Annotated in this window: 20 protein-coding genes; 6 read left to right on the top strand and 14 right to left on the bottom strand. The window is 62.9% G+C overall.

The genetic code is table 11. From position 1 onward, the window contains the following. Both PTE30175_RS29005 and PTE30175_RS22630 read right to left on the bottom strand, forming a co-directional pair. Positions 1–2390: DUF4347 domain-containing protein (locus PTE30175_RS29005; RefSeq protein WP_150699326.1), on the bottom strand; the 2390-nt coding region annotated here is incomplete at its 3' end. 132 nt (positions 2391–2522) lie between these two features. Further along, positions 2523–3296, bottom strand: a complete 774-nt coding sequence (locus PTE30175_RS22630) for a sulfotransferase (RefSeq protein WP_420819668.1) — start codon at positions 3294–3296, stop codon at positions 2523–2525. 435 nt (positions 3297–3731) lie between these two features. Here PTE30175_RS22630 and PTE30175_RS22625 point away from each other — a divergent pair, with 435 nt between their 5' ends. After that, a complete protein-coding gene (locus PTE30175_RS22625) occupies positions 3732–4727 on the top strand; it encodes an ABC transporter substrate-binding protein (RefSeq protein ID WP_224788931.1) in 996 nt (331 codons plus the stop codon). A 9-nt stretch (positions 4728–4736) separates the two neighbouring features. Here PTE30175_RS22625 and PTE30175_RS22620 read toward each other — a convergent pair whose 3' ends face one another. The 3 genes from PTE30175_RS22620 to PTE30175_RS22610 are packed head-to-tail and all read right to left on the bottom strand — an operon-like array spanning position 4737 to position 6524. Further along, on the bottom strand, positions 4737–4976 hold the full coding sequence (locus tag PTE30175_RS22620; protein WP_150699323.1) for a hypothetical protein: 240 nt from the start codon (positions 4974–4976) through the stop codon (positions 4737–4739). Positions 4977–5015: 39 nt separating this feature from the next. Further along, the gene (locus PTE30175_RS22615) at positions 5016–5333 is read right to left on the bottom strand and encodes a hypothetical protein (protein ID WP_150699322.1); all 318 of its coding nucleotides are present in this window, start codon (positions 5331–5333) and stop codon (positions 5016–5018) included. Between the two features lie 42 nt (positions 5334–5375). Next, complete coding sequence (locus PTE30175_RS22610) at positions 5376–6524, bottom strand: citrate synthase family protein (RefSeq protein WP_150699331.1); 1149 nt, start codon at positions 6522–6524, stop codon at positions 5376–5378. A gap of 222 nt (positions 6525–6746) precedes the next feature. On the opposite strand from PTE30175_RS22610, the gene PTE30175_RS22605 reads away from it, so the two are divergent. Beyond that, positions 6747–8102: an MFS transporter gene (locus PTE30175_RS22605; protein WP_150699321.1), complete on the top strand. Its 1356-nt coding sequence runs from the start codon at positions 6747–6749 to the stop codon at positions 8100–8102. Positions 8103–8218: 116 nt separating this feature from the next. After that, complete coding sequence (locus tag PTE30175_RS22600) at positions 8219–9178, top strand: 2-hydroxyacid dehydrogenase (protein WP_150699320.1); 960 nt, start codon at positions 8219–8221, stop codon at positions 9176–9178. A gap of 2 nt (positions 9179–9180) precedes the next feature. Here the strand turns inward: PTE30175_RS22600 and PTE30175_RS22595 are convergent, their stop codons facing one another. Both PTE30175_RS22595 and PTE30175_RS22590 read right to left on the bottom strand, forming a co-directional pair. After that, complete coding sequence (locus PTE30175_RS22595; RefSeq protein WP_224788930.1) at positions 9181–10503, bottom strand: MFS transporter; 1323 nt, start codon at positions 10501–10503, stop codon at positions 9181–9183. Positions 10504–10575: 72 nt separating this feature from the next. After that, positions 10576–11652, bottom strand: a complete 1077-nt coding sequence (locus tag PTE30175_RS22590; protein WP_150699319.1) for an Ldh family oxidoreductase — start codon at positions 11650–11652, stop codon at positions 10576–10578. Positions 11653–11807: 155 nt separating this feature from the next. Here PTE30175_RS22590 and PTE30175_RS22585 point away from each other — a divergent pair, with 155 nt between their 5' ends. Beyond that, on the top strand, positions 11808–12713 hold the full coding sequence (locus tag PTE30175_RS22585; protein ID WP_150699318.1) for a LysR family transcriptional regulator: 906 nt from the start codon (positions 11808–11810) through the stop codon (positions 12711–12713). Between the two features lie 279 nt (positions 12714–12992). Here the strand turns inward: PTE30175_RS22585 and PTE30175_RS22580 are convergent, their stop codons facing one another. Beyond that, the gene (locus PTE30175_RS22580; RefSeq protein ID WP_150699317.1) at positions 12993–13487 is read right to left on the bottom strand and encodes a lecithin retinol acyltransferase family protein; all 495 of its coding nucleotides are present in this window, start codon (positions 13485–13487) and stop codon (positions 12993–12995) included. Positions 13488–13879: 392 nt separating this feature from the next. On the opposite strand from PTE30175_RS22580, the gene PTE30175_RS22575 reads away from it, so the two are divergent. Next, a complete protein-coding gene (locus PTE30175_RS22575) occupies positions 13880–14167 on the top strand; it encodes a hypothetical protein (protein WP_150699316.1) in 288 nt (95 codons plus the stop codon). 101 nt (positions 14168–14268) lie between these two features. Further along, positions 14269–15039, top strand: a complete 771-nt coding sequence (locus PTE30175_RS22570; RefSeq protein ID WP_150699315.1) for a PP2C family protein-serine/threonine phosphatase — start codon at positions 14269–14271, stop codon at positions 15037–15039. Between the two features lie 35 nt (positions 15040–15074). On the opposite strand, the gene PTE30175_RS22565 is transcribed toward PTE30175_RS22570, so the two are convergent. The 6 genes from PTE30175_RS22565 to PTE30175_RS22540 all read right to left on the bottom strand — a co-directional run bounded on the left by PTE30175_RS22565 (position 15075) and on the right by PTE30175_RS22540 (position 25943). After that, a complete protein-coding gene (locus PTE30175_RS22565; protein WP_150699314.1) occupies positions 15075–16373 on the bottom strand; it encodes a sigma-54 interaction domain-containing protein in 1299 nt (432 codons plus the stop codon). Next, positions 16370–19438: a peptidase domain-containing ABC transporter gene (locus PTE30175_RS22560; protein WP_150699313.1), complete on the bottom strand. Its 3069-nt coding sequence runs from the start codon at positions 19436–19438 to the stop codon at positions 16370–16372. Before PTE30175_RS22560 ends, PTE30175_RS22565 begins: the two co-directional genes overlap by 4 nt. Before the next feature lie 19 nt (positions 19439–19457). Then, entirely contained in the window at positions 19458–20210 is a 753-nt protein-coding gene (locus PTE30175_RS22555) for a peptidylprolyl isomerase (RefSeq protein WP_150699312.1), read from the bottom strand. Positions 20211–20294: 84 nt separating this feature from the next. Next, on the bottom strand, positions 20295–21677 hold the full coding sequence (locus PTE30175_RS22550) for a beta-barrel domain-containing protein (RefSeq protein ID WP_150699311.1): 1383 nt from the start codon (positions 21675–21677) through the stop codon (positions 20295–20297). Next, positions 21674–24286 carry an FHA domain-containing protein gene (locus PTE30175_RS22545; protein ID WP_150699310.1) on the bottom strand — a complete coding sequence of 871 codons (2613 nt, stop codon included), beginning with the start codon at positions 24284–24286 and terminating at the stop codon, positions 21674–21676. Before PTE30175_RS22545 ends, PTE30175_RS22550 begins: the two co-directional genes overlap by 4 nt. Before the next feature lie 223 nt (positions 24287–24509). Further along, entirely contained in the window at positions 24510–25943 is a 1434-nt protein-coding gene (locus PTE30175_RS22540) for an efflux transporter outer membrane subunit (protein ID WP_150699329.1), read from the bottom strand. Positions 25944–26145 lie beyond the last annotated feature (202 nt).

Raw genomic sequence — 26145 nt, 5'->3', positions numbered from 1 at the left:
GTGCCGCCGCTGGACGTCGCGATGGGCGAGTCATCGACCGCGGTGACGCTGACCGTCTTGGTCGCGGCATTGCTATCGGACGTGCCGTCATTCACGGTGAAGCTGATGGTGCGGTTGCTGGTGTTCGGCGCGTCCGAGCTGTCGGTGTAGGTGACCGAGCGCAGCGCGGCTTGCCATTGGGCTATCGTCGCGCTCGCGCCGGACGAGGTCAGGCTCAGCACCCCGGTCGTGCTGTTGTAGCTCGCCGTGATGTTACCCATGGTGGCGCCGTCGTTGGTGAACGCCAGCACGTCCTCGCCACTCTGGAAGTTGCCGCTGATCGCCACCTTGCCGCTGGCGAGCGTGGTGTTGTCCGAATCGCTGAACGTGACGCCGCTATCGACCACCACCGGCGTGCTGGCGACGTTGTTGCCTTCGGTGAACGGGGTCGTGCCGCCGCTAGTGGTAGCAACGGGGGCGGCGTCCGGGTTGTAGGTCTTGTCGAGGATACCGCCGGTGTCGTTGTATATCTTGCCAACGGCCGTTGGGCTGATACCGGTAGTCCCTCCGCCGAGTGCCGGGCCACCTGCCCCGCTTGCGCCTGCGTTGCCGGCTATCGCCGCATAGGCCGAAGCCGTGATGTGCACAGTGCCCTGGTTCCAGATGGCACCCACGCCCAGGCCACCCGCACCGCCGTTTGAGTTGCTGCCTCCCAATCCGCCCCCGCCGCCGCCGCCACCGCCTGCGCCCAGGTTGTTGCTGATGATCGAGTTGCCAGCCACATTGAGGGTTGCGCCAGTCGCGTTGAAGATGCCGCCCGCCGCACCGCCACCGGCGCGCCCGGGGCGATCCCAGCCACTGCCGCCACCGCCGCCGCCAATCGAGATGGTGCCATTGTTGGCAGTCCCCCCGTTGCCGCCGCTCGAATAGTTTGCAGCGCCGATGCCCCCTGCACCGCCGTTGGCAGAGCCGCCACGACCTCCCATGTAGTTCGGGGTGTAAGCACCTCCGTTGCCGCCAACGCCGGCATTGCCCGACGTACCGGCATAGACACCTGTTCCGAAGCCAGACGAGCCCCCCGCTCCACCGCCAGTGCCGGACATGCCGCCACCGCCGCCGCCACCGCCGCCAACAGCGCCGCCAACATAGGGGGCGGTAACACCACCGCCACCGCCGCCACCGGCAGCCGCATTGGCCGTGACGGTGACATCGGTCAGCGTCAGCGTCCCGGCGTTGTAGATGCCGCCACCTTGCGCGGCGGTTGCATCTACCCCGGCGGCCCCGCCCTTGCCCGAAACCAGGCCATGTTCAATCACCAGCCCCTCCAGCCCGACGGTCGAGCCAGAGGTGATTTCCAGCACACGGCCTTTGTAGTGCCCATCGAGCGTGACGTCGGCGATGCCGTCGTGATTGATATCGCCATCGATGGTGAGGTTCTTGCTGATGACCAGCAGCGAATTGCCCGACGTGATGGTCGACAGGTTGATCGTCATGCTGGTGCTGAAGGTGATGGTGTCACCCGCTAGCGCCGAGGCGATCGCGTTGCGCAAAGTGCCGGCACCGGAATCTCCGGAGTTCGTCACGGTAATCAGGGACAGGTCGTGCGCGTAAGCGGTTTCCGCGCTGGTCGACAGTACCGAGGTGGCTTCGATCTGGCCGGTGGTGATTTCCAGGGTCCAGTCGCCGCCCGCGCCGGTGCGGTTGTCCGAGGCGGCAATATCGTGGCCCGTCAGCGCCGCCAGCGAGTCGATGAACGACAGACCGGCCGCGCCTTGCGCGGTACTGCAGGCATAGATCAGGATGTCGCCACCGCTCTGGATGCCGCTACCGATCCTGGCCAGGCTGCTGGCGTAGTTGCCGACGTTGTCGCCTGACAGATAGGTATTGCCAAGCCACAGGTCGCCAGCCTCGCCGTGCGCAATGATCTGGACGGACTTGGCGCCGGGGTGGGCGGACAGGTAGTCGGCCATCTGGGCCAAGCCGTCCGCGTTGCGGTTGAGGTAGACGATTTCCGTACCGGGCGCGACGCCGGCCAGCAAGCTGGCGCTGTCCTCCACCCGGCTATCCACGAACAGCACGTTGTGACCGGATGGCGCCGGGGCCGGCGCGCCGGCTTCGGCGGGCGCGGGAGCATGACTGGCTGTATCCGCTGACTGGGCAGACGCTGGCGCGGCGGCGGGCGCCACATGACTATCCGCCGGCTGGCTGTCAGGTGCGTGGCCATCCGCCGGCGCACTGTGGTTATCGGCTGCCGGGTGGGTCGCTGCGGCCGTGGCAACTGCGGCGCCGTCGAACATGATGCGTGGCTCCAGCGCCATGATCAGCGACGACGACAGCGGGCTTGCCGGCTTTGCGGGCCGGGCGGGCATTGCAACTGCGTCGTCTACCTTCTGCTTCCGGGTCCACCACATATTGCTCTCCTCGCGCATCCGCACCGTGCACTGCTCAGGGAGCGCACGGCGGGCTGGAATCCACTATTCGGCTTTCCGAATCGTCCGGCGAGCCGCCGGCCCTGCGTTGTCGCGCCAATCGATCTGACCGAGCTAGTCGAGTTTTGCGCGAATGACATTGGCCGCGCTCTTGCTGCCGTCCGCCCAGAACGACAACGCGGCGTATTGCTCGAACAGGTCCGGCGGCAGGATGCTGCGCCGTGCTTGCCAGGTCACTTTGGATTTCACTTGATGTAAGCCGGAGACGCCCAGGGCCTGGTCGAACTCCGGCGCGTCGTACTGCACGTTATTGAAATCGTGCTCGAACCAGGGCTCGTCGATAAAGTCGTAGACCAGGCGCATTACCTTGTCGGGCGCCTGGCTGAGCAAATCGTAGTCGACCAGCAACAGGGAACCGGCATTCTCACCGTAATACGCTTCCTTGAGCGCAGCCCACGCAAAGCCAACCAGGCGATTGCGCTGCGCCAGGGTATCGACCCGGCTATAGACGGTGCTGCGCTCGGCGTCGTCGGAAAACAGCTTGGTGTTCTCATACGGATTGGCGCGATACAAGCGTTCAAGGCTGTCCATGACCCAGGCGACATTGCGCACGCAGGCGATCACCTTGGCACTGGGAAACAGATCATGGAGAGCAGGCATGCGGGCGCACCAGTTGCGATTGGTGTCGAACACCACGCCCTTGCCGGCTTTGTCCGCATAGTAGTTGTCGAACAGGCCACGCAGCAGCCGACGGCGCTGGTCCTGGTCGATCACGGGCCCGAACTCGCTGCCGGCGCTGCATTGCGCCAGGACAGCATTGAATAGCGTCCCCACCGGGCTGGTCATCCCTGCATGAAAGCGGGGATTCTGCAGCAGTAGCGCGGACAAAAGCGTTGACCCCGACCTGGGCAAGCCAGATATAAAGTGGAACTGGTTGGGCGGCACCCGAAACCCCGTTTTTTTATATTTTAAGCTTAGCAGTATATGCGATACGTATCTCGCCCGTACATAGAACAGGCGAGACGAATTACGCCGGCAGGGGAATTTTCAATCCGACTTGCATTAGTATTGCAAAATATTGGCTTGCGGCCAAGTATTTTCCCGTAGATCGGGCACCCATGCAGGTCGCCGGGGTGGCGTCCCAACAAAGTGCCCCTACACCCGAATTAGTACCGGTCAGAAGTAGAAATTTCCCGATACGTGATCATCGCGTGTACTAAAGTATTTTCAGGCCGCACGAAATGCTTGACTGGAATTCGGCAGTGCGTTAACCATCGATAGGCGCAATGGTGCTCGTCCATCGAAATTGCGAGGAAACGGGCCGTGAACCTCACGAAATTTATTCTCGCGGCCATTGCCGCCTTCGTACTCCTCTTGACCTGCCGCACTGCGGGGGCACAGCAGACGAGCAAAGTTTACCGGGTTGGCGCTCTTTTCAACGGGAAACCCGATGTGGCCTTCGAAACACTTCGAAAGGAGCTTGCGCGGCTCGGATATGTCGAGGGCACCAACGTTGTCTTCGAAGCTCGTTTTGCCGAAGGGCAACTGGATCGGCTGCCTGGATTTGCTGCGGAATTGGTCAATAAGGGCGTCGATGTCATTGCCACCTACGGCGGCCCGGCAACTATCGCAGCACGAAAGGCAAGCACGACGATCCCGATCGTGGCGGCCTTGGTTGCCGATCCAGTGGCGATCGGCGTCGCGGCCACGCTGGAGCGGCCGGGGGGAAACGTCACCGGTATTACCAACAACGACCCTGAACTTGCCAGTAGGCAACTTGGCATACTAAAGGCGCTGTTTCCGAAACTCGCCCGTGTCGCGATCCTCAGCGATTCAGACATCCCCGGTGCCGACGCCAGCGGATTAGCGCCGATCGAACGCGCAAACGTGACCGCGGCACGAGCCGTTGGCATCGCGCCCCAAGTGCTGAAAGTGCACGGCCCGACACCTGATTTCGACACGGCTTTCAACGCCATGGTCGCCGAGCGCGCCGAAGTGCTGCTTGTACTGGAAGTTCCCGCCCCATTCCGCAATCGCAAACGCATTGCAGAATTGGCAGCGGCGCATCGCATACCGACAATGTATTGGGGCGGAGCGTCGGACGCGGGAGGTCTGATGGCCTACGGCACAACTTTCACTGATACGTATCCGCGCATGCCGATCTATGTTGACCGGATACTCAAGGGCGCCAAACCTGCGGACGTGCCATTTGAAGTCATCTCGCGCCGCGAATTCGTGATCAACCTCAAGACTGCTCGCGAACTCGGATTGACCATCCCGGCCGAGGTGCTGAAACACGCCGACCGCGTCATTGACTGAAGCGAGATGTTAAAAATTGACCTCATCGTTTCGGGCAAGCTCCTCGGCGTGGGCCTGGACTGCAGCCACCGCCTCGTCCCACGTGTCGAACTCACTAAGAAGTCGATACCTGACGCCTGGAACTTCTGCATTCGCGTGATGCGCCTTTCGCTCGAAGAAGGCATAGCCCTCCCATTTGCCATTGGGAAGCTGTATCGCCGTCACCCAAAACAGATAGCCATTGACGTCATAAAGCGTGTGCTCAGCCATGTCCGCCTCCTGTCGCTTTGAGGAATCGTAGCACGCCCGTTACGGCTGGTGCTCCAGCCGAATCACGAACGGCCCGTCAGACGCAGCATGGTCTTCGTATTCGTCGAGCCGATTGTCCACGACGCCCTGCATCACGTCCTCGATGTTCGCGCGCCGCGGCTTGTCGCCCCGTTCCCATTGCGCCCGCAGTTCGGGATCGAGGTCGATCAGTATCTTCGACATGGGCGTGCCGTCCCACTGGGTCTGACCGTCCCACCACACGACCGTCAGTTGAGGACCGTCCCCGGGTGTGAATATCGCGCCCTCGGGGAACTCGTCGCCAACGACATCAGCCAGCCAATCCTGATCCGTGACCATACCGACCTCCAACGATGTGGGGAAATCGTAGCATGACGCGACTTAAAGGTTTTCGGCCCCGGCAATCTCCGGCCCCACGTAGTGGGCGCGGGGGCGCAAAAGACTGCCACTCATGATCTGTTCGATCGAATGCGCCATCCAGCCAACACTTCGTGCGATGGCGAACAGCGCAAACGCCGCCCCCTCGGGCAACTGACAGTACTCCACTAGCGCGGCAAGCGCCACATCGATGGTTGGCTTCATGCCAGTGAGCCTGTCGACGCAGTCGATCAGCGCGCGGGTCCCTTCAGACGCCCGAAACGCTGACAGAAGGTCAGCCGCCCGTGGATCACCCTGTGGATATAGCTCATGTCCGAAACCGGGCAACGACTTGGTGCCAGACATCCAGTGCCGTACGGCAAGCTCGGTTCCCAACCGTTGTGCATCATCGAGGAGTGCTTCCACCCGCACAATTGCATCGCCGTGCAACGGGCCGGAAAAGGCTGCGAGACCTGCCAGCACGCATGCTCCGAGGGACGCCCCCGTAGAAGCCGTGACGCGCGCGGCAAAGGCCGAACTGGTCAGCTCCTGATCGGCAAGCAGCACCAATACGCGGCGGAGAAGTTCCGCGTGTCGCTCAGCGTTCCAGGCCCGGGCGATACGCAAATGCAGCGGGCCTTCGTCTGAATGAAGCTCGACAAAACTGCTGGCAAGGCGACCGACCAGTTCCGCGGCCACATTGCACATGCTGTTGGCATGGACGGGCGCACGGCCCGAAGCTCCGACGGCCGCAGCGATACCCATTGCCGCATAGGCGCGCGCCCTGATCGGCCCGCGAATCGAAACCGGCTCGAATGCTGGAAAGCGAGGCAGTTCCGCTGAATCCCAAAGAAGCTTCGCGGCCTCCTCCAGCGTTGCCGTGGCGGCAAGCCGGACTGCGTCCCTACCCCGGTAATACAGCCGTCCCCGAACGATTGTGGAAATTCGCGTGTTGATAATCGGCTCGCCCCACGCCATCGTGCTCGCCGCAATATTCTTTCGTGCCCGCCCCAGATTGCGCTTCTTCAGGAGCACCGAAATATCCGAACCGCGATAGAGCTTCCGGCTGGAATGCGCAGGATCCCAGCACACTTCAATCTGGCCACGGCTGACATAGGCGTACAGCGTCTGCTTGCGCACACCCAGGGCCTCACACGCCTCCTCCTGGGTCATCCAGTTCTTCACGTTGATTGTCTCAATCAAGATTGACGGTCATTGATGGCATGGGTCTAATGCAAAACAAAAACCACCCAACAAAGAACCGGGCCGGGCGTGTTGACGGAAGCATTTTCGCGAGTCGCATGTCATTCGCACTTCATCCGTCGCGGCTTCTCGCAACGGCAGCCGGGATCCAGTTCTTGCGATGAGTTCAGGGACATTTGCGAGGAGACATCGATGGCACCAGACGGAACGACCCAGTATATATCGACCAAATCGGATCGAGTGACCCACACGCGCTTCACAATCCTCACGGCGATCCTGCTGCTGGCCACGGTTGCCTATGCCGATCGCGCCATCCTGTCGATCGCAGGGCCCGGCATTTCGAAGGAATTTGGCCTGAACCACGTTCAGCTGGGCTATATTCTTTCGGCTTTCAGTTGGGCATATGTGATCGGCCAAATTCCTGGCGGCCTTCTGCTCGACCGCTTCGGCACCAAAACGATGTACGGTGCGACGCTTGTCCTGTGGTCGATCGCGACCATTCTGGTCGGCTTTATCGGCAAGTTCACCTCCGACGTTTCCGTTGCGCTCGGTCTGCTCTTCTCCCTGCGCTTCGCGCTTGGCCTGATTGAAGCCCCGAGTTTCCCTGCCAACGGCCGCGTCGTGGTCATGTGGTTTCCGAAGGACGAGCGCGGTCTTGCCACGTCACTTTTCGCATCGGCCTCATATTTCGCGGTAGCGATCTTCTCTCCTTTCGCAGGCTGGCTCGTGGCGAAGTTCGGCTGGCCCGCACCGTTCTTTGCACTCGGCCTGATCGGCATCGCAGCGGCTGGCCTGTGGGCAGTGGTCATGTACGAGCCGCGCAACCATCCCCGTGTATCGAAAGGCGAACTCGACCACATCGTCGCTGGCGGCGCGATGGTCGACATTGACGCCAGCCACGAATTGCTCGCGCGCCCGACCGTGTCGTGGGCAGTGGTGCGCATGCTGCTCGGAAACCGGATGCTTTGGTGCGCCTATGTCGGCCAGTATTGCACCATCGCGTTGAGCTACTTCTTCATCACCTGGTTCCCGATATACCTTGTTCAGGCGCGTGGCATGAACGTCATGGAGGCCGGCTTTGCGACCATGGTTCCGGCCATTTCCGGCTTTCTTGGTGGAATTGCTGGCGGTGCCATCTCGGACATGCTTATTCGACGCGGCTGGAGCGTTTCCTGGGCACGGAAAACGCCGTATATCGTCGGCATGGCAGTGGGCTGCAGCCTCGTTCTCTCAGCTTTCACTGAAAGCAACACCGTGATCGTGCTTCTGATGACGGTGGCGTTCTTCGGCAAAGGGGCCGCTTCGGGTGCCGGCACCTGGGCCATCGTCAGCGATACGGCGCCGCGCGAGGCCGTTGGTCTTGCTGGCGCAATCTTCAATTGTGTGGGCAATATCGGCGGCATCGTGACCCCGATCGTCTTCGGGTACATTGTCCAGACAACGGGCCGTTATACCGTCGGCCTTTATTTTGTCGCCGCGCACTGCCTGGTCGCTGCCGTGATCTACCTGCTGTTCATGGGCAAGATCGAGCGCGTCGAAATGCGCTGACGCGCCCTTGCGAAGACAGGCTTCGGCCCATGCGCCAATCGATTTGACATCACTCATCTGCAGCAAGCCCGGCGTCCAAATGCAGAGTCCGGGCACTCATTTATGGAAACCAAAACATGCAAACAGCGGATACGGTCAAGCCGATCGTCCTGAATGCGGCAGATTTGCCGGAATGGACAAATGCAGAGCTCAAAGCGCTTTTCACCGTTCTTGACCTCCCCAGGAACCCGGCGGCCGCTACCTCGTTTCTCAAAGAGCACGGTCCGGCCATTCGTGGCATTGCATTACGCAAAACGAAGATCGACGCAGCATTCCTCGATGCCGTTCCTTCGCTTGAGATCATTTCAAGCTACAGCGCTGGCCTTGATAACCTGGATGTAGAGGCCGCAAAGGCGCGCGGCATCAGGATCGAGAATACCTCTCACATTCTTGCCGAAGACGTGGCAAACGCCGCTGTCGGACTAGCACTCGCGGTAACCCGCGACTTCGTGTACGCGGACGCCTTTGTCCGCTCCGGCGTCTGGCCTGAACAGGGACAGTATCCGCTGGGCCGTTCAATCTCACGCATGAACGTCGGGATTGTCGGTCTTGGCACAATCGGCTCGGCCATCGCGAAGCGCCTGCACGCCTTCGGCTCGAAGGTCGCCTATTTCGGCCCTACCCGCAAACCCGTCGATATCCCCTATTACGACAATGTGGTGCGGCTCGCGCACGATTGCGACATGCTGATCCTGACATGCCCGCTTTCTCCTGCCACACATCATTTGGTGAATGCAGCTGTGATCGATGCGCTCGGTCCTCGCGGCTTTATCGTGAACATTTCACGCGGTCCCGTGGTGGATGAAACGGCACTGATTGCTGCGTTTGCCGCGAACAGAATCGCAGGTGCAGCTCTCGATGTTTTCGAGCATGAACCGGCGGTTCCGCAAGCGCTGATCCGGGACCGCAGAGTGGTCCTGACACCCCATATCGGTTCGGCAACCGAGGAAACGCGCCGGAGCATGGCGGAAAACGTCGTCGATACGCTTGCAACGCATTTCGGCATTGCGGGACCGCGCGACAAGTTGTCATATTGATGTCACTCAATTTTCAGACGTTCGATCCGACCGAGCACTATCGTGTAAGACAGCACGCCCACCAAGGCGACGATTGCGCAGAAGCCAAGTGCCCATTCGAATGAACCTGTCTTCTGCACGATGAAGCCGATCGTGATCGGCGTGATGATGCCGGCAAGGTTGCTCGCGAAGCTCGCAATGCTGCCTGTCATGCCGACCAGGTCACGCGGCGCAATCTCCGAAACGACGACCCATGTCGTCGACGACATGCCCTGCGCGAAGAACGCCACGCACAGGACGGCGATCACGATGGCGTTTGAGCTCGTAAAGTTGGCCAGCACGATCGATCCTGTCAACAGCAGCCCGACCACCATCGGCGTCTTGCGCGCCGTGCTGACGCAGATGCCGCGCCGGATCATCCAGTCACCCCACCAGCCGCCGAACATGACGCCAGCCGCCGCCGACAGGTACGGACCAATGGCCGCCGTCCCCGCATGCAACATGCTCATGCCGCGCGCCTGCATCAGATAGGTCGGAAACCAGGTCAGAAAGAAATACAGCGTAGTCGTCGCGGCGAGCTTGCCGATGCACACACCCCAGATCTGGCGAAAGCGCAACAGTTGCCAGCAATGATCCCAACGGAAGCGCCCGGCCTTACCGGGGTGCTCGACGATACCGCCGCCGTCGCGGATATAGTCGAGTTCAGCGTCGTTCGCAAACCGGCTTTGCGCGGGCTCGCGGTAAGCGGCAAACCATACGGCCGCCCAGACGAGGCCCATCAGCCCGGAAACCATGAACACGCCGCGCCACCCGTAGTTCGACGCGATGTAGAACTCGACAGGCGTCAGAAATGCCGTGCCGACGTACACGCCCATCGAGCACACGCTTCCGGCGACACCGCGCTCACGCTGCGGAAACCACGCGGTCGCCAGCTTGTTGTTGGCAGGGAAAGCGGGCGCTTCCGCCGCGCCGACGCCAAAGCGCAATCCGAACAGCGACGCGAAGCCGCCCGCGAACGTTTGCAGCGTCGTCATCAGCGACCATGCGGCAAGGCATAGGCCGTACGTCACCTTCGTGCCGAAGCGGTCGAGCAGATAGCCACCCGGCAGCGTCGCGATTGCAAACGCCCAGGAAAACGCCGAGAAGAGCACGCCCATCGCGACCGGGCTGACCGCGAATTCCTTGGAGATGAGCGGCGCGACGACCGACATGTTGGTGCGGTCCAGATAGTTGATGATGGTGCCGATGAAAACCAGCCCCAGCATGAACCAGCGCGCGTTGGTGCGGCGATGCGCGAGCGCGAGATTACGCGGCGGCATGGCGTCGGCCGCCAGATCGTTTTCCATCGTTTGTCTCCGGATTGTCTGTGCAATTGTTTGCCTGGTGATGCGTCGCTGCGAAGCCGCGCAGCTGCCGTGTCAGGGCAGCGCGACGTCGTCCACGTTCAGGCGCTGCGCCCAGTTGTGCAACGCGGCGACCGTCGGGGGCGAGAGCGCAATACCGTCGCGCAGGTGCTGCTCGATGTTGCGCGTCGCCTGTTCGCCGGGCAGGCGCACGGGACGCGCGGGATCGACGGGCGAGTTCGCGTGGCAGCGCTGCGCGAGAAAGTCCATCTGCGCGATCGATTCCGCAGTGCCGGCGAACGCTGCGGGATCCATCAGTTGCAGGTAAACGTTCGCGCCCCAGCGCGTCGGGGCGTCTCGGCGGCCAAAGCCCGAAAGGCCCTGCGTGAGCGCTTCGACCATCAGAGCAAGACCGAAGCCCTTGTGTCCCGCCTCCTCGCCACCGAGCAGCATCAGACTGCCGCGGTCATCGCTGCGCTCCATCACTGCAGGCTCGCGCGTCGGCCGGCCGTCGGCGTCGAGCAGCCACGCATGATCGAATGGCACGCCGGCTGCGGCTCGCTGGCGCGTCATCGATACCGTCGTGAGCGATGCGCAGGTATCGACCAGCACCGGGAAGCCGGTGGTCGGGAAAGCGAATGCAAACGGATTGGGACTAAAGAGCCCTTCCTTGCCGCCAAACGGCGCGACCACTTTGGTATGCGGACCGGACGACGCGATCAACGCGTAATAGCCTCGGTCGGTGGCCTGCTTCGCGAGCGCCGCGAGACAACCGATGTGATGGCTGCGGCGCATCGAAAATGTGAACACGCCGTGCTCGGGCAGACGTTCGAAGCCGAGCGTCAACGCCTGCTCCATCAGCCACAATCCCGGTAGATAGCCACCGTCCCAGACGACGGTGGCGCCGGTATCGCGCACCGTTTCGGGCGAGCCGCTAGCCGTCATGCGGCCGTTGACCAGTTCGTCGAGGTACGCGGGGCATTGCGCGAGGCCGTGCGTCGGGCGGCCCATCATGTCGGTCAGCACCAGCAGGTCCGCGACGCATGCGGCCTTGTCGGCATCCATGCCCGCGGCAGTGAAAAGGCGTGTCGCGAAGGTCGCAAGCGCTTGATGCGGGCGTCGGATGGTGACGGGAAGTTCAGTCAGGTTCATTGAAACAGGGTCTCCAGGTCAGGCCGGCAGCGCGGCCCGTGAGTCGAAGGCGTCAATGTCACGCGCGAAGGCTGTGACGGTCGGAACTAGCGTATCGCCCGCAACCGATACCTGAAAGGCTTGTATGCGCATCAGTTGATACTTATACTGCATCAATGGTCACGCTTGCCCAGCTTCGCTGCTTTCTCGCCGTCGTCGGGGAAATGAACTACCGGCGCGCCGCAGAGCGCCTGAACATGACGCAGCCGCCGCTCACGCGGCAGATTCAGGCGCTCGAGCACGCGGTTGGCGCGGCGCTTTTCGACCGTCGTGCTCGCGCAATACGTCTGACGCCCGCAGGTGCGGCATTCGCGCGCTCGGCACGCCGCATCCTCGCGCAAACGGGCGATGCGGTGCTCGACGCTCAACGCATTGCCGCCGGCGATACAGGCTCGCTGACGGTCGCATTCACGGCTGCTTCGAGCTATGTGTTTCTGCCGCGATTCGTCGCGCTGCTGCGCAAGGCGATGCCCGAGGTATCGCTGACACTGCGAGAGATGAGTTCGCCCCAGCAACTGCTTGCATTGCGCGACGAACAGATTGACATGGGTCTGTCGCGCCCGCCGATCATTCAGCCGGGCGTCGCGTCGATGCGGGTTTATCGTGAGCCGCTGTGCGCGGTATTGCCTGACGCGCATCCTTTAGCCGGGCGCGAGGCGATCGCGCTACAGGATCTCGCGGGCGAAAACTTCATCACGTATCCACCCGTCGAAGGCGTGTATTTCCACGGCTTGATTACCGGGCTGCTTCAGGCAATGGGCGTGACCGTCGCGGAAACACAGCACATTACGCAAACCCATTCGATCCTCGCACTCGTCGGCGCGGGATTGGGTGTCGCGCTCGTGCCGCGCTCAGCCGAGCGCGTGCGCTTCGCGGACGTCGTGTTCAAACCACTGATCGGCGTGGATGAAGTGACGGCGGACCTGTTGCTCGCATGGCGGACACAGAACGACAATCCGGCCTGTGCCACGGCCGTGCGGCACGTCACCGAGGCGCTGCGCGATCCAGCGTGGCTGACGTGAGCACCGAGAATCTGCCCAAGGTCAATCCCCGCAGCAATATCCATCGCCCCGGCCGACTTGCCTTGGTTGGGCGGCCTGCAAATGGCGTGCCGATCGCGCCGGCCGGCACTTTGCCCGGCGCGGACGGCCATGCCGCCCATGCTCACTCCCACGCCCGCGCGTCGCCATACCGGCCCCGCATCCCCGCAAGCGCACTCGCCCGCATAACACCCTGCGGCTTTCCCAATCGATCAGGCATGACATGTCAGCTCCTTCGTGTCCCGGCGAGGGACGCCACGGTCACGCGATGCGCAGACCCGGTTGCCGGCCTTTCCATTCTGTTTCGAGAAAGGTCTTCAGCATGTTGATAACCGCGTGTACAGCGATGCGCGGATGGCTCAGGCATGCTTCCACTTGTTCGCTACGGCTTTCACCGAACAGGCACCATGAGCAGAAGTGTTCGCAATTGTTGGTCAGCAGGCGGTATTCATTTTCGCCAAGGCGGGAGCGTGCACGGCGCACGGCTTCCATGCCAACGTACTTGGCGCAGGGAGCCCGCTTGACGCTGATGCCATGACCGGCGGCGAAGCGTTCGAGGGAACTTTCCTCGACCGGGGCCGGGTGCAAGGAATGTGCGAAGCCGGCATAGTGGATCACCTTGCCTTCGCCGACGTAGATGCCGTGGTGTTCGTAGCCATGCCGTTCGGTAACGAGATGCGCACCCAGCGGGAAATCGTCGGCTGCCGCTGCCGGACAGGCCTGGCGGTCATGCGCTCGTTGGTCTTGGTGGCTCATGGCTTGCCTCTGCTGTGTTGGTGAGTCGCCGTCATGACGGCTTCCTTGCCATGTACCACGCATCAACCGTGCCAACCACCCCACCCCGCGTATCGACAAGGGTTTCCGGAAAGACATGGCAGGCCTGAGGTCATCAATCGTCGGGGCCACGCCAACAGTTTCGCGAGTATTGTGTTGGTCCGCCGCGCTCATTTTCGCCCGCTGGCCTGCCTTATCACACCGCACCCTACACGCCGGAGCCACGGCAAACGATGTGAAATCAATGGGTTAAACAAAATGACCTCGTCCCCTCCCCGGCTTGGCACGCCGATTGCTCATTCATGAAGCAGCGGAATGCGGCCCATCCCGCGCAGGCCCTCGCCGGGCCCCCAATCCCCCTTTGGAGACTGACCATGGCCACGCTCACCATCAAAGACCTCGATAACGAGCACCCGCTCGACGCCATCAGCATGTCGCGGATCCGCGGCGGCGCCGCCCCGTGGGTGTTCGGCTGGATCCGCCCCTACTCGGATGACGTGTCTGGCGCCGGCACGGTCGTTAACCTTTACGAGACCACCAACAACTTCTATGCTGACCAAATGGTCAACCAGTTCCAGAACATCGATATCCGAAACACGGCACCGAACACGAATATCAACGTTAGCGCGGATCAGGGGGCCAAGAACGGCCGCCGGGCCTGAGTGGACGGCAGCATGACGGTCCGGCGCCCGGCGTACGCGCCCGCCCGATCGCGAACCGATGCAACGTATGCGCCTATGCGCCAAACTCCGCGGAGACGATCGTGACCTATGCGTCGCAGTTCCGTTGGACCTGCGCGATCTGCTCGGACGTCGGATGCCTGAGGGAACGCAATGAGGATGCTTGCCTTGCCCAACCCGAGCGAGGCGTATGGGCCGTGGCCGACGGCATGGGAGGACACGCCGAGGGCGAGTACGCCAGCCAGCGGGTGGTGCAGGCCTTGTCCGAATTGGCGCCGTCAGGCACCCTCGATGAAATGCTCGAAGATGCGCGTGCGGCCCTGGGCGACGCCAATCGTCACTTGGTGGCGCAGGCGGCGCGCTGGCAAGTGCGCTGTGTCGGCAGCACCGTGGTCGCGCTCCTTGCGTGCGGGCGGCATGTCGGCTGCCTGTGGGCCGGCGACAGTCGGCTTTATCGATATCGCGCCAGCGAGCTCACGCAATTGACGCACGACCACAGCCAGGTCGAGATGCTCAAGGCGCGTGGCCTGATCACCGCCGAAGAGGCCTTGCATCACCCCGCCCAACATATGATCACGCGCGCGGTCGGCGCCGCGGCGACGCTGGAATTGGACCAACTCGTGGCGGAAGTCAGCGACGGCGATACCTTCCTGCTGTGTAGCGACGGTCTGAACCACGAGGTGTCAGACGCTGCCATCGCGGGCGCGCTGGCCGGTGACGATTGCGACCAGGTCGCGCATTCGCTGGTGCAATTAGCACTCGATCGTGGTGGCCATGACAATATCTCGGTGGTGGTGGTACGCGCCCAAACACTGGATGGTGGCGACAAAACGCTCTTGAACCCCGTAGTGTGAGCCCATCCGCCATTCGGGCCCCGACGCGACGCGAATCAGGGTTCCTTGACGACCTCGGCCGAATGGTGCACGCGGAAATCCTTCGAGTGGATGCCGTGCTTCTTGAGCAGCATCTGCAGGTGGGACCGGTTCATGTCGCAGCGCCGCGCCAGCTCGGCCACGGTGCCGCCCACTTCCTGCAGGCCCCGTTCGAGGAACGCCCGCTCGGCCTCGTCGCTGGCCGCCCGCTTGGCTTCACTCAGCGACGCCGGGCTCGCCGCCCCTGTGACAGCGGCCTCGCCGGCGACCACTACCGGACCCGCCGGCCGCGGCCGGATATCTTGCGGCAAATGAATGAGATCCGCCGTGTCGCCGGCCAGGCACGAGACGCGGTATATCAGGTTGCGCAACTCGCGGATATTGCCGGGAAACGCATAGGTCATCAGAAAATCGCGCAGGCGCGGCGTCAGGGTGACCGGTCGGCGCTTGAGCGCGCCGGCGGCCTCGTCGCTGAAATAGGCCACCAGCAACGCAATTTCGTCACGCCGCTCACGAAGCGGCGGGAGCGTCACATGAATGACGCTGAGCCGATAGAACAGATCCTCGCGAAACGTGCCTTCCCGACTCATGCGCCGCAGGTCCTTGTTGGTCGCTGCCACAATGCGGGTATCCACCCCGATGGCTTCGTCCGAGCCGACGCGCTGGATTTCGTGCGCCTCGAGCACGCGCAACAGTTTCACCTGGCCCGGCAGCGGCAACTCACCGATCTCGTCAAGAAAGATAGTGCCGGTATGCGCACTTTCGAATTTGCCCTTGCGGTCGTTACTTGCCCCCGTGAAGGCGCCCCGCTTGTGCCCGAACAGCTCGGATTCGATCAGATTGTCGGGGATCGCGCCGCAGTTCACCGAGATGAACGGCTTGTCCGTCCTCGCACCGTTGGCATGGATGACCTTGGCCATCAATTCCTTGCCGGTCCCGCTCTCGCCGTCAATCAGCACCGGCAGATCGGTCGGCGCTGCTTTCTCCGCGATCTCCAACGCTTCGAGCAGCTTGGGATTGTCACCGAACGTGCCCTCGAAGATAAAGCTCCGCTTGAGCAACGCCTCACGGCGTTGGCGCGGTGATTGCTCTAGCGGCTCCGTTTCAGCCGCGGCGGCCTGTACGAAGCGCTCCTTGTGCGACAGTTGCATGACCTCGTCGCGCAGCGTGGTCGCCTGCTTGAGCAAGCGATCGATCTCGGGCCGGTCAAGCTTCGACGACCATCGCAGTGTAGAGCGCAGGATCTCGATCTTCTCGATCAGTCCGGCGTAGGAGATGGCGGACGCAACGGGGCCGCCCTGGCTGAATAGCTTCATGACGCGCTCAACTGCTTCTGGATCAGCTGGAAATACATGCCCTTGCGTTCGACCAGCTCCTCGTGCCGGCCCTGCTCGACGATCGCGCCCTCGTAAAGCACGAGGATCTTGTCGGCCCGCATGATGGTGCTCAGACGATGGGCGATGATCACGGCGGTACGGCCGTGCAGGATCTCCTGCATGTTCGCGAGAATATTGCTTTCCGACTGCGTGTCGAGCGCCGACGTCGCTTCGTCGAAGACCAGCAGGCGGGGGTCGTGGTACAAAGCGCGGGCGATGCACAAGCGCTGGATCTGCCCGCCCGAGAGCCCGATGCCGCGCTCACCGACCACCTGCTCGTAGCCAAGTGGCAGCTTGCAGATGAAAGCGTGGGCGTCGGCCATCTTCGCCACTTCTTCGATGCGGCGCCGGTCCGGGCTGTCGTCGCCGCACGCGATATTTTCCGCAATGGTGCCGGAGAACAGCAGGTTGGTTTGCATCACATAGCCGACCTGGGCGCGGTAGTATTCCTTGTCGATCGCGCCGAGCTCGAAGCCGTCCACGGTCAAGGTGCCGTCCGTCGGCGAATAGAAGCCGACCAGCAGCTTGGCCAGCGTTGTCTTGCCGGATCCGCTGCGCCCGACGATGGCGATCGTCTCGCCGGCCTTGATGCTGAAGCTGATATTCTCGAGCACATAGGGCGAGTCGCTGTCGTAGCGAAAATAGATACCGTCGAACATTATTTCACCCTGCAAGTCCGGCAGCACCACGCGCGAGGGCAAGTCCTGCGGCTTCTGTTCCGGCTCCAGATCGAGCACGTCGCCCAACCGTTCCATCGCCACACCGGCATCGTTGAGTTGTCCCCACAGGGCGACCAGGCCCATCACCGGCGACAGCACACTGCCCATGAACGCGTTGAAGGCGATCAACTGGCCGATGGTCAGTTCGCGCTGCAACACCAGGGAGGCCCCGAGCCAAAGCACGGTGATCGTGGTGGCCGCATGAAGGATCTGGCTGGCCAACCCCACCAGAATGTGGAACGACTGCGCCTGGTATTGCTTCTCGAGCGCTTTGGCGTACTTCCGCTCCCATTTCAGCCGGACCGGCCGCTCGATGCCCATGCCCTTGACGGTCTCTGCGCCGCCGAGGGTCTCCATCAGATATGCCTTCGCGTCGGTGGACGCGGTGAACACCTCGCGCGCGTAGGTCTTGACGCGCGGCGTGACGACGATGGTCAAGGCGGCGATCGGGATCACGAAGGCGATCAACACCAGCGTCAGCCTGACGTTGTAGAAAAACATGATGGCGAAATAGATGAACACCATCAGCACGTTCAGCGCGGTGGTCACCGTCGACTCGGTGAGGAATGCGCGGATGGTCTGGTTCTCCTGAAAGCGGGCGAAGATGTCGCCCGTCTTGCGCTTGGCGAAAAAAGCCAGCGGCAACGACAGCGTGTGCCTGAAGAACTGCGACATCATGGCGAAATCCATATTGCGCACCATGAAGTTGGCCAGATAAGCACGGATGGTGCTCATCAACTGGGAAAACACATTGGAGATGATCAGGCCGACGATGAGCAGGTGCAACAGGCCGACATTCTGATGCACCACAACACTGTCCAGAATGTTCTGGATGATCAACGGCGGCACCACCCCCAGTACCTGGATCACGAAGGTCGCCACAAACAGGTGCGCCAGAATCTTCTGGTAAGGCGCGAGGTAGGCGATGAAGCGCAGCCACGGCGAGCGCGCCACCGACTGCTCGGTCATGTGCTCGCCCGGCGTGAACAGCAGACAGGTGCCGCTCCAGCCCCGTTCGAACGCTTCGAGGCTCATCTTGCGAAAGCCGATGGCCGGGTCCGCGACCCATACGCCACGCGCGGAGATTCCGTAGACCACCACATAGTGATAGCCCTCCCAGTGCACAATGAAGGGCAACTCGAAACCGAGTAGCGAGTCGTGTGTGCACTGGATGCCGCGCGTTGTGAAACCAAGTGACTCACCGGCGCGCGCCAGACTGTCAAGCGTGGCGCCCTGCGTGGTCACATTGGCCAGCTCGCGCAACTTGCCCAGCGTCATTGGAATGCCGTAGTGCTTGCAGATCATGGCCAGGCAGGCGGCGCCACAGTCCATCTCTTCGGCCTGCTCCACCAGTGCGAAGCGGCGGATCAGGCGCTCGCCGAACTCCGGTCTGGAGTGCAAATCGAGCAGTACCGCATGCCTGCGCCGCTCGGCCAGCTTTTTCTGCCGATGCAGTTCGCGGTCGACAAAGCGAATGCGCTCCTCCAATACCTCGCGCAACTTGGGGTTGCGCTCGAGGATCAACTGCACGGTCTTCTCGGGAATGACAAGCAGGCGTGTATCGGTACCGGCAATCGCCGAGGCAATTTGCTCCTGCCGCATTACGCAGGCGCGCTCGCCAAAGATGTCCCCCTGGTTCAGCGTCGCCAGCGGATATTCGGTGCCCTCCTCGGTACGTACGATGCGCACTGTGCCCTGGCGCACCACGTACAGCCGGCGGTCTTCGCGCGCGCCCTGCTTCAATATCTCCCTGCCGGCCGCCACCCGCTTGACGCCCACGCTGCGCACGGCGTCTTCCAGCTCTTGCTTGTCGAACTTGCCGCGCAGGTCGAACAGGCGTGTCACGAACCCGCCGGCGGAACTGATCGCGACGTAGCTGGTGATGAACGTCAGCGCCGCCGGATCGCGCGTGACCATCGGCGCCGTCACGCTGCGCGGTATGAACAGCAACTCGGTCTTGCCTGCGGAACGTACCGACGATTCGTGACGGTAATCGCGCAGCATGGCGATATCTGCGAACACCTCGCCCGCACGGCGCACCCCCATGCTGATTTCCTTGCCGTGCTCCTCGTTGAAGATACGCACCGATCCCGTCTTGATCACGAACAGCCCATTGGCCTGCTCGCCGGCATTGCACACGGTATCGCCAAAGCCGAAGAAGAACGACTGCGCGTGCGCGGCAAGCTGCTCGATGTCTTCGCGCTTGAGTGGCGAAAGGATCTCCACGCCGGCGAGAAAGTCGGCCAGCGATTGCGGTTCCGGCCCTGGGGCCGGGCCCGCTGGCATCGGCCCTCCGGCCGGATCGCTACCGGGCTTCAATGATGTGCTCCTGTGCCCTGGCCATTAGCCACTCCTCCCGCAACAGCCGGCGTACCTCGAGCGTCACCTCGTCATCGAGGGTGGCCGTGTGCTTCGCGGTCACCAGGAAAATCTCGAAGAAGGAACGGTCGGCTGCCGGAAACGGCCCGATCAGGTCGCCGACCGCGGCATTGAACACCTTCGCCTCGATGTCGGTCTTGAGTGAACCCCGCAGCACTTTGCCGATCGCGCCGCCCTGCTCCCGTGTATCGGCGATCGAGTGCTCCCGCGCCATCTCGGTGAAGCTGTCGGGATCGTCCTGCAGGAGCGAGATCAGTTCCTTGGCCTTGCCCTCGGTGTCCACCACGATATGGCTGACCTCGATGCTGTCGAACTTCGGCGAATTCAGCTTGAAATACGCCTGCACTTCCTCGTCGCTGCAAATCACGGCCATCATCTTCTCGCGGTACAGGCTGTCGGTGATGAAGGCTTCGAACTCGTCGAGGCTCACGCCAAGCGCGTCCAGGTAGTGATTCATGTCAGTCGCCCGATGCAGGCCTTGCACACGCCGGAACTGGTCGGCGCGCGCCTGGATCTCGTCGGTTGTGAGCACCATGCCCTGCTTCCTGGCCGCGTGCACCGTCAGCTTGTCCCGGACGAGTTGCTCGACCAGACCTTCGAATTGGCCCGTCAGCTTGAGCACCCTGACAAATTCGTCGACGCCGATGACCTCGTCGTCGATACGCACAATGCCTGTCATATTGTCAGCTCCTTGCATCGGCCCATGTGCCGTATTCTTCGGTCCCGCTGCCATGCCGTGCGATGCGCCGCGTCGATGGCGGGCTTATCCTGCCATCTGACGGAATGGATCGATGCCGAGATCAATCAGACGTCGTTCTCGCACCACGATCTCGGCGGTCGCGGTCATGCCGTAGCGCAACGGGTACTTTGTATCGGCGACCACGTAATAGTCGCGCGCCAGGCGAACCCGGCCCTCGTACATCGGCTGCTTGCTCTGCGCCGACGGCTTGGTGGCCGGCGAAATGAATTCGAGCGTGCCGTCGATCAGACCGTAGCGCTGGTACGGAAACGCATTGAATTTGAGCTTGACCGGCTGCCCCTCATGCAAGAAGGCGCGGTCGCGTTCCGCGATCTCGATCTTGAGCACCGGGCGGGCATCCTTCGGCGCGATGCCGCCAAGCGGCGTATTGGCCTGGACCTTGTCGCCGCGCTGAGTCGAGGTGACGTCGGTGATCACGCCCGAAACCGGGGCAAGGATCAAAAGGAAATTGTCCTTGTCGATATTCTCGAAGCGGATGCGCGCGGCGGCCTCGGCCACCAGGCGGGCGGTCTGCACCTGCAGGCGCAGCTTGTCCTCGGTATTGGCGATCTCGCGGGCGGCCGCATCATACTGGATGCGCAGGCTGATGAGCTCCTGGCTGCTTCCCTCGAGTTGTGCGTTGGCCTGGGTGAACTCCTGGCTCAGCCGCGCGTCGAGTTCGGCCAGGCGCGATTGGGCGACGCGCAGCGCGTTGTCGGCTTCGAGCGCGGCGCTGCGCTTGGCATCGACCTGCGACTGCGACACGCCGCCGCCGCCCGGCAGCGCGAACAGGCGCGCGTAACGGTCCAGTTCCTGATGCGCGAATTCGCGCGTCTGGCGCGCCGAGTCGAGGTTGCTCCGGGCCTCCTGCAACTGCGCCCGCTGTTGCTCCGCAAGCCGGGTAGTGCCCTCGGACGCTCGGTTTTCATGCAAACGTTCGGCCACCTCGATCTGCTGCCTGAGCGCCGCCACCTTGCGCTCCATCAGCACTTTTTTTTCGGGGAACTGCTTCCATTCGCGCTCGGAATCCTCGAGCTTCAGTTGCGCTTCCAACGCATTGGTGGCCGCTTCGATCGCGCCCCGCGCATTGAGCCGAGCCAATACGTCATCCTTGGACACCGGCTGGCCTTCGGCCACGTAAATATCGGCAAGCTCGCCATCTACGGGCGCATAGAAGCGCCGCACTTCCGATTCCGGCGCGAGCGCGCCTTCGGCCGTCACGATGACATCGGCACGCCCGACGAAGGACCATACGAGCCCGGCGAGCACCAGCGCCCCGATCGTCACGACCGTGAGCAGCATGAGACGCCACGGTTCGGCGCTGAGAATGGCGATGCCTTCGGCGCTGTGATCTTCCAGCGCATCGGCCAGTGGCTTCAGGCGATCGTCGCGACCGTTGTCCATCATGGCTGCTTTCCTCCGTCGCCGGCCGTCTGCTGCGCGGTACCGATCAGTGCCAGCTTGGCCGTGAGCACGCCCGGTTCGAGCACACTGCGCAACTCGAGCAGCGAGCGCCGCTGCAGTTCGACTTCAGCCTTGATCTCGTCCTCGACATTGCGCCACTGCTCGGCGTCGCCCGATTTCAACTGCGCGTAGATGCGCATGCCTTGCTGCGCGTCGTCTCGCGCCTCGGACAGCAGGTGCGCCTGGGCACGGAATTTTGCCGAGATGCCCGACTCGAGCCTTGCTTCGCTCCCGATCGCACCATTGTTGCGATACTGCCGCCACGCCACCAGCGCCCGGTTCATCTGCGCCTGGGCGCGCTTGAGTGCGGTACCCCGAATGGCGCCGAGGTCGGCGTCGACGGCAGCGGCAAAGTAGCTGTCCTGCGCCGGTTCGAGCAAAGCGTAGAAGTCGAGCAGCAGGTCGTCATAACCGGCAGTGCCGCGTGCCTTCTGCACAGCGGCGTATTTGGCCGCGACCGCCTGCTTGTGCGCGAGGTCCTTCGCCTGATCGCCTGCCCACGGCCCGGCGTTGAGCTGCGCAAGCTCACTGGTGGCCGTGGCGCTGTCGCCTTTCTGCCATGCCCGAGCCACGGCCTCGTACTGCCGCACCACGTCGGGGGCGGGCAAGCGGCTGGCGGCCAGTTTGCGGAATTGTTCCTGGAACGCCGGCGTCGAAAAGCTCGACTTTCCCACTTGCGCCATCAGCGGCCCCAGCGCACGTGCGCGCAGCGCGTTGATCAGTTGGGTGTATTGGCGCAGGTCCTCCTGCACCCGGTCCAGTCCCGCGAGCCGGGGGTACTTTGTCGAGTAGTCAGCCAGCATCGGCTGCAACGCCTCCGGCTGATCGCGGCCCAACTCGGTGGCAATCGCGGTGTTCAGGCGATCGATTGCGGCCAGGTAAACAGCGTCGTCGCTTTGCAGCTTACGCACATAACTGAGCGCTTGTGCGTAGGTATCGCGAAACGTCGGCACGTACGCGGCGATTCGCTCGAGCAAACGCTGGTGTGTCGCCTCGTCCTGGCTCCAGCGCGCGAGCACATCGCGGATCTTCAAATCGTCGACGTAGATGCGGATCGGTGCCTCGAGACCACCGCGCTCCACCATGAAGCGATCGAGCCGGCCGATCCAGGCGAGTTCTTCGAGCAGGGGTCCGACATCGGCGTTGTGCCGGCCCAGTCCCTTCATGTCGGCCAACACGGTCTCGGCGCCGCGGAAATCGTGCGCAGTCAGCTTGGCCACCCAAGCCGGCACCTGCGCGCGCAACAGGGCCTGGGTGCCCATGACCTGGAACTGCGCGTTGTCCGGGTGCCGCGCCAAATATGCGTCGGCCACGACAGCAGCCTGTGCGTCGTTGCCGTTGGCTTGCAATGCCTTCATCTCGCGCTCGGGCGCGCCACGCCAGTACAGCACAGCGAACAGGACAGCCAGCCCCGCCAGCAGCGCACCGCCCCACGGGCCGGCCCGCTTGAGACTGATGCGATCGGCAACGCCGGCGCTTTTGGCGACTTCCGCCAGCATCAGCGCGCCCCGGCTACGCTTGTGGCCCTTTTCGTGCGCATTGGCCGCCCCTGGCGGCCGCTGCTCGGGCTCCGGGTTGACCTCGTCCTCGCCCTGGGCATCATAATCGACGCAAAAGATGTCGAGGAACGATCCGGCCGCTGCCACGAAGGTGGTCTTGTCGGCCTCCTCGACGGGCAAGGCCTCGGCGGCCTGCACGGCTGCCGGCTCGGGTTCGGCTGTCCGCCCGGGCGAGGCGGACAGCGTAGGATCGGCGGACGTCCCGACGAGTGCAGGTGCGGCTGCCTCACCTGCATTGCCCGAGTACCCGGGCAGGACAGTGGCATCGTCGTGCGCCGCGCACGCAATCCCAACCTTGTAGACGAAATGATTGCCGCCAAAGGCAACAAGGTCGCCATCCTCCAACGCCACTGCCTGATCACCGATACGCTTGCCGGCGACATAAGTGCCGTTGGTGCTGCCGAGATCCTCGACATACGGGCGCCCGCCCTTCAGATGAATATGTGCGTGGCGGCGGGACAGGTAGGCCACTTGATGTGGATAGTCGTCGCGATAGCGCGCGAAGGTGTCATCGGCCTTGCTGACCAGGAACGGAAACGCGCTGACCACGATCGGCTGCAAGCCGAGATCGTCGCGCTCGGGAGTCAGTGTCAGTGTCAGGTTCAGTACCGGCGCGGCGCGCGCCGCAGCGCGCTCATGCAGCTGCACCCGATATGTCAGCGCCGTGCCGAAGCTCAGTTCGTCGCCATCGCGCAGCCTGGCGGCTTGCGCTGCAACGATAACGCCATTGACGCGCGTGCCGTTCTTGCTGCCCATGTCGGCGACATAGACGGCGCCGTGCTCGGCAAAGATGCGCGCATGACGACGCGACAAGGTTGCGACCACGTCCGGAGGGTAAGCGGAGAACGGAACCTCGGCGCGACCTACCGCGAACAGGTCATCGCCGATGCGGATCTCGCCGATCGCCGGATGAGAGACAGGGACAAGCGCGATGTCGAAGGCATGACCCGCGCTCACCTGCATTTCTACAATCAGAGCTTTGTCAGGAGCCATGTCTCAAAAAACCCAACAGCGCGTGCCGGTCGGCGCGCAGGCCCCCTTGGCAAGCCGATTGCCATGTCAGCAGACCGGAAGTCTACGGCAGGATGGGCGTGTATTGACTATGAAAATAGTAGGCCATGCTTGGCGGAAGTCAATCGGGCACACTGCGGTCCTGCGGCCGTCGCAGCGCCACCCGCGAAGGCGGCGTGGCATTCGCGACATCGCCGGCGGACCGCTATTGCACTGCAATTTTTGCTTCGTTGCGCACTTCCGTGCCCGGCCAACCGCCGCCCAGCACCTTGTACAAAGTGACGGTGTCGGCCAGGATCTGTTGGTGGTTGGCCAACAATGCGAGTTGCGCGGCCAACAGCGAGCGCTCCGTTTCGAACACCTCGAGTTGCGACGCAACGCCCTCCTTGACCTGTGCCTCGATCTGCGCAGAAACCACCCGCAATTGCTCGACCTGCTGCTGCAATTCCACGTGTTGCTGCTTGTGGGCGTCGATATTGACGAGCGCCGTCTCAACCTCCTCGAAGGCCGTGATGACGGTGCGTCCGTACTCGTTCTCGGCCACCTTGACCTGCGCCTCTGTCGTCTTCACCCTGGCCCGTACGCCCGGATCAAGCATCGGCAAATTGATGCTCGGCATGAGGCCGAACGTGAATGACTTCAGCAGGTCGGTCAGTGCGAAACTGGCGGTGCCGCCCTGGCCGGTCAGGCCGATGGTCGGCAACTGCGCCAACCGGGCCTGCCCGACCACGTTGTACGCCTCCAGCAAGCGATATTCCGAGGCGACCACGTCGGGGCGGCGCGCCAGCAGTTCGGACGGCAGTCCTGCCGGCACCACCGGCAACTGCACCTTTGCCTGCAAATGGCCTTTCGGGACGTGGAAGTTGCCTGCCGGAACCCCCACGAGGGTGGCGAGCGCATTCTCGGAGACATCGCGCGCACGGCGCAGTTCGATCAGGTCCTTGGTCAGGCGATTGATCTCGGCCTGTTGCTGCATCGCGCGGATCTTGGGGAGCAAGCCATGCTGCACCATGGCTTGGTAGGTGGCGAGGATCTGCCCGTTCCGGCTCAACGTGCTGGCCTGCTGGTCGATCTGCTCGTCGAACTGCAGTATCTGGAAGTATGTCGTCGACACGTTGGCAACCAGCGTCAGGTAACCCGCCCGCCAGTCAGCCTCGGTGGCCCTGAATTCCGCCGTCTGCGCCTGCACGCCTTTCTCGACCTTGCCCCAAATGTCGATATCCCAGTTGACCTGGGTTGCCAAGTTGTACTGGTGAGTGGCCGGCTGGCCCGTGCTTTTCTGCAAGCTGACGCCGGCGCCCAGGTCCGCCGTCGGCAGGGCACCCGCCCTGGCTTCCGCAATCTGGGCGCCGGCCACCTTGATGCGCGTCGCGAGTATCTTGATATCGTAATTGCCGGCAAGCGCCTGCTGAATCAACGCGTCGAGATAGGGGTCCTTGAACCCCTCCCACCAGTTCGGCACGATCGTTTCCGCCGGCGACACCGTGATCGAACCTTGGCGCGCCCACGACGCCTTGGCTGGCAGTTCGGGCCGATGGTACTCGGGCGGGCGAAAATCGGCACAGGCGCCCAGGAGCGCCGCGCAGGCCGCCGCCGTCAGACAGGCGCGGGCGCGGCGGCGCAATCGGAACAGGGACAACGGGCATGTGGCTTGTAACACGATTTCATCCTTGGATCGAAGGTGGGCCTCGGCGGGCAACCGGTCGCGGCGCCCGCCATCTTGACCGAAGATTCAGTCGAGAAAGCATCGGTGTCGCGCTCAACGAGGATCACGCATAGACCATGCCACGACCGCCGCGTCGCTCGACGCGCCCCTGCAACTCATTGACGGAAAATGGATT

The organism is Pandoraea terrae (assembly GCF_902459695.1).
Classification (GTDB): Bacteria; Pseudomonadota; Gammaproteobacteria; order Burkholderiales; family Burkholderiaceae; genus Pandoraea; species Pandoraea terrae.
The sequence above is the reverse complement of the archived record's forward strand: the minus strand, read 5'-3'. Positions and strand labels throughout refer to the sequence as shown.

Coding starts and splice junctions, on each gene's coding strand:
- PTE30175_RS22620 (WP_150699323.1), bottom strand. CDS start 4,976: ATGGCTGAGCACACGCTTTATGACGTCAATGGCTATCTGTTTTGGGTG.
- PTE30175_RS22585 (WP_150699318.1), top strand. CDS start 11,808: ATGGTCACGCTTGCCCAGCTTCGCTGCTTTCTCGCCGTCGTCGGGGAA.
- PTE30175_RS22610 (WP_150699331.1), bottom strand. CDS start 6,524: ATGACCCAGGAGGAGGCGTGTGAGGCCCTGGGTGTGCGCAAGCAGACG.
- PTE30175_RS22600 (WP_150699320.1), top strand. CDS start 8,219: ATGCAAACAGCGGATACGGTCAAGCCGATCGTCCTGAATGCGGCAGAT.
- PTE30175_RS22580 (WP_150699317.1), bottom strand. CDS start 13,487: ATGAGCCACCAAGACCAACGAGCGCATGACCGCCAGGCCTGTCCGGCA.
- PTE30175_RS22545 (WP_150699310.1), bottom strand. CDS start 24,286: ATGGCTCCTGACAAAGCTCTGATTGTAGAAATGCAGGTGAGCGCGGGT.
- PTE30175_RS22560 (WP_150699313.1), bottom strand. CDS start 19,438: ATGCCAGCGGGCCCGGCCCCAGGGCCGGAACCGCAATCGCTGGCCGAC.
- PTE30175_RS22595 (WP_224788930.1), bottom strand. CDS start 10,503: ATGGAAAACGATCTGGCGGCCGACGCCATGCCGCCGCGTAATCTCGCG.
- PTE30175_RS22605 (WP_150699321.1), top strand. CDS start 6,747: ATGGCACCAGACGGAACGACCCAGTATATATCGACCAAATCGGATCGA.
- PTE30175_RS22615 (WP_150699322.1), bottom strand. CDS start 5,333: ATGGTCACGGATCAGGATTGGCTGGCTGATGTCGTTGGCGACGAGTTC.
- PTE30175_RS22550 (WP_150699311.1), bottom strand. CDS start 21,677: ATGATGGACAACGGTCGCGACGATCGCCTGAAGCCACTGGCCGATGCG.
- PTE30175_RS22555 (WP_150699312.1), bottom strand. CDS start 20,210: ATGACAGGCATTGTGCGTATCGACGACGAGGTCATCGGCGTCGACGAA.
- PTE30175_RS22565 (WP_150699314.1), bottom strand. CDS start 16,373: ATGAAGCTATTCAGCCAGGGCGGCCCCGTTGCGTCCGCCATCTCCTAC.
- PTE30175_RS22590 (WP_150699319.1), bottom strand. CDS start 11,652: ATGAACCTGACTGAACTTCCCGTCACCATCCGACGCCCGCATCAAGCG.
- PTE30175_RS22575 (WP_150699316.1), top strand. CDS start 13,880: ATGGCCACGCTCACCATCAAAGACCTCGATAACGAGCACCCGCTCGAC.